The organism is Nostoc sp. CHAB 5715 (genome assembly GCF_020829685.1).
In the GTDB taxonomy this organism is placed as follows: Bacteria; Cyanobacteriota; Cyanobacteriia; order Cyanobacteriales; family Nostocaceae; genus Nostoc.
In genome coordinates this window covers 1-3339 of sequence record NZ_JAIVFR010000844.1, presented here as the reverse complement: position 1 = coordinate 3339, position 3339 = coordinate 1, and the positions used below count along the sequence as shown (strand labels likewise).

Genomic DNA, 3339 nt, shown 5'->3' with positions numbered 1-3339 from the left:
CCTGGTCGTCCTGGAGCATAAATCTTCACTACACAATCAGGGTAGTCAGGGTGATCAACAACTGCGGCATAATTTCCTTTGCCCAGCAATCCCCAGGGTTGTGGAAGATATTTGACTTTGATCGGATCGCGAGGATTGACACTTTCTATTTGTAAACCAGGTAATAAATCTTGATAAATGTTCTTGAGCAAATGCAATAAATGTGGTTTGTTCATATTGGCTCACAATTTGATCCCAAGGCACTTGGGGCATCTTCTAAATTCTCGTTTTCCCGTAGCCTACTCATGCGACACCGAACAGCCCGCCACAGGCATCGCTAATCTGCTGCATCTGCTGACACTGCTACAGCAAGTAATCATTCTTTCTGAGCTAGTTCTAGTTATTATTTTCAGGATTGAACATATTTTAGAATTGTCTGAACATTTTCATTCAAAGTATGAACTGCATCTATTCTCAGGTGTTCTCCTTCATCATCTGTCCAAGCTTGACGAGCAAAACGCATTCGTTCTACATGGCTCCAACTAACAGTGTCATACCAACCTGGAATACCACGCTTACGCCCTTCGACTCGTCTACGATGTAGCTCCATATCTGAGCAAATTGTTTCAAGTCCATAGAATTCTGCATTATATGATTGCGCTAAATCCTGCCAGCGTTTTCTTTGTGCGACTGTATTAGCAGGAGTGTCCAAAATAGCTGATTGTCCTAACATTAGTTGTCTTTGGATTAGCATTGTCAGCAGTGCTTCAGCAGTCGTAACGTAAAATCCCTCCTGTTGAACACGCAACTGTGATAGCAGCATTGCCCTTAGTATCCAATCCAAAGAGAATAAAGGGATATGCAATATCCGTGCAATTTCTTCTGATAGGGTACTTTTCCCAAGCCAACGGTGTACTCTCCATCCCACATTCTCAGGGTGCAACTGAACTCGTTTACTGCACTGACAATCGCCCAGCACCCACCCTTTCCTCTGAGTTCCGGGTTGTCTTTGACTACGATTTGGCACACTTCGCCGATTTGGTAGGTATTGGGTACTTTTGTCCTTTCCATGATGCGCTGCACAACATCTTTGACGATTCTACCAGTTGGCACTTTCCCGCCAGCAAGTTCTACTGCGGTTTGCCACACCTCCCACTGTTCTTGAGGTTCTAGCTTTGTTATGGGTCGGACTTGCCCTTCGCTAGTAGGCAAAATTTGTGATCCATTTGTTGTCAAATCTTCAGGCGGCAAATTTTGACAACAAATTGTTGTCAAATTCTCGTAGACATCAGCTGCTGCAATCAGATAATTTGACTTCTGGCGACTATGCCCAAAGCGATGGCTGCGCCAACGCCAAGGGCGAACACGACAATATTCCTCAAATGTGCGATGGGTTGAACGATATAGTCTGCGATCGCCTACGGCGGGGCGTAAGCCCATCGCGCAACTCGGAGAGTGCCTTTCCCGCCTCAAAAAATGCCCGTTCTACCTTACGTTCCAAATGCAGGCGATCGCTAATTTCCTACTCTGTTAGCTCAGGGACTTCAACAGCAGTAACAGTAATGGTTGCCAAGGCTGGGTTTTCTTCTTGGGCAAGATTATCTGGAAGTGTGCTGTTACTGGATGAAGTAGAGGCAGTTTTTTTGCGCTTAGAGGATGGCTTAATCATCATTCCACCTCTTTTGATTCACTAGCGTTTGCCTAGAGTTACTTGTGGATAAGTTTTAAATATAGTGTTTAACTGCAATCGCTTCTCTAATAAGACACAGGAGAGAGCAAGAAGATTGATGTTGTTAGGGTCAATCATCTTTGCTCCAATCATGGCTGCACCCCAAACTCAATGCCTAAAACCTGCTCAATTCGTCTTAACGTAGCAAGTGGCAGCACTTTTATTCGCTCTTGCTCAATTGCATAATGGATTACTGCGATCGCTGAATATCAGGCAAGCAAAGCTCAGAAAATCGCTGACGAACAAACCACAGCCCAACCTGAACTCAACCAGTTCATCGCAACCCAAGCCCAAGCAATCGCTCCCGAACCACTGACAACAGTAGAAATCAACTTCTACCACTACGAGGTTTACTGTGGTAAAGAACTGATAGCCTACATTGCATACGACCACGATGATTTAGTCACCCAATCTTGGCTAGTCATGGTCAACGGCAAAGAGCAATTCCGTGCTAACACCTGGGCAAAATGCTATCGCTTCATCCAATGGCATCACAAAGACGGCACACTCAGAGAAACCTTCCCAGCACCAGATGTAATAGCAGAAGTCCCAACCATCTTGGAAATCTCGTTTTATGACCAAGAAGCCTTTGTGGGTGACTATCTTGTAGCCAGCATTAGCTACGATCATGGGAATTACGAAAATCTGTACTGGCGAGTATTGGTAAACAACGCTGAGATTTTCCGCGACTTATCAGCCGCTAGATGCCACAGCTACATCAAACAACAGTACCAACAAGGTACGCTACCAGTGCAAGAACAGTTACCAGAAGAAGTTTGCAACACTGGTAACGAAGTCATGGCACAGATTTTCACTGAATGTGAGAAATTCGGCTTTAATATCCTCGACGACGGCATATACGACAACAACGCGAAACTAGGCGAAGTGGGTCAGACTGACGGCAGCTGGTGGTTCACACGCGCCGCAGACGAAACCCAGCAGCGCATCCCCTGTGACTCGGCGTTGGATGCTGTGTGGTGGCTGTCGATGGTGGAAACTTTGCCCAGCATTGAGCCAACATTTGAAGAATTGCTAGACCTACCATTTGAGATGCTGACAGCCCTTGATTGGGAACTGTTACGGGAGTATGAGCCAATTGCAGAAAGTCGGAAGTTAGTGACGGCGTAATTATTCTCGTTCCAGGCGATCGCAGTTGTCAAGTGATCGCCTACAACCAGATTCTCAACAATCCCCATTAAATCAATATGCAACCCACAATATCGATTCCCCAGCACTGGGGCTACCCTCGCTTTGCTTTGGAACAACGTACTAAAGACGGCATCATTCTGGGGCTTCAATACTACCCCTCTGGTACGGAATTGGCTGAACAATTCGGTGATGGTTGGCGCTATGCGCTGATGCCTAATAAAAACTCTGATGAATTGTTCCACTTTCAGGAAAATCAAATCCAACCGCTTGCACTTAAGGAGTTAAATTTTAGTGGGTGTTATGGGGGACGCGAACGCTCGGACTTCAATAATAGAATTAACAACAGCAGATCACTTCTTCTATGGGAGAGCCTCATCAGCAATTGCATCTGGCAGTTCATCATATAGCCGCCATAGAGGTTGATATAGATAGCCAAAGGCGATTGTTACCATAGTCAGCATTCCCACCACAACAAACAACAA

Annotated in this window: 5 protein-coding genes and 1 pseudogene; 3 read left to right on the top strand and 3 right to left on the bottom strand. The window is 45.6% G+C overall.

Annotated elements, in window-relative coordinates:
* The 3 genes and pseudogenes from LC574_RS32315 to LC574_RS32305 all read right to left on the bottom strand — a co-directional run.
* Nucleotides 1–215 (bottom strand): annotated as a pseudogene (locus tag LC574_RS32315) (serine/threonine protein kinase); the annotation flags it as partial.
* Nucleotides 216–388: 173 nt separating this feature from the next.
* Entirely contained in the window at nucleotides 389–907 is a 519-nt protein-coding gene (locus tag LC574_RS32310) for an AAA family ATPase (RefSeq protein WP_229457683.1), read from the bottom strand.
* A complete protein-coding gene (locus LC574_RS32305) occupies nucleotides 808–1191 on the bottom strand; it encodes a hypothetical protein (protein WP_229457682.1) in 384 nt (127 codons plus the stop codon). The genes LC574_RS32310 and LC574_RS32305 overlap by 100 nt, the downstream gene beginning before the upstream one ends.
* Before the next feature lie 56 nt (nucleotides 1192–1247).
* On the opposite strand from LC574_RS32305, the gene LC574_RS32300 reads away from it, so the two are divergent.
* From LC574_RS32300 to LC574_RS32290, 3 genes are all read left to right on the top strand, one after another.
* Nucleotides 1248–1673, top strand: coding sequence for a hypothetical protein (locus tag LC574_RS32300; protein ID WP_229457681.1), 426 nt, complete (start codon nucleotides 1248–1250; stop codon nucleotides 1671–1673).
* Nucleotides 1674–1856: 183 nt separating this feature from the next.
* Nucleotides 1857–2024, top strand: a complete 168-nt coding sequence (locus LC574_RS32295) for a hypothetical protein (RefSeq protein ID WP_229457680.1) — start codon at nucleotides 1857–1859, stop codon at nucleotides 2022–2024.
* A gap of 107 nt (nucleotides 2025–2131) precedes the next feature.
* Entirely contained in the window at nucleotides 2132–2836 is a 705-nt protein-coding gene (locus LC574_RS32290) for a hypothetical protein (RefSeq protein ID WP_229457679.1), read from the top strand.
* Nucleotides 2837–3339 lie beyond the last annotated feature (503 nt).

Coding starts and splice junctions, on each gene's coding strand:
- LC574_RS32290 (WP_229457679.1), top strand. CDS start 2,132: ATGGTCAACGGCAAAGAGCAATTCCGTGCTAACACCTGGGCAAAATGC.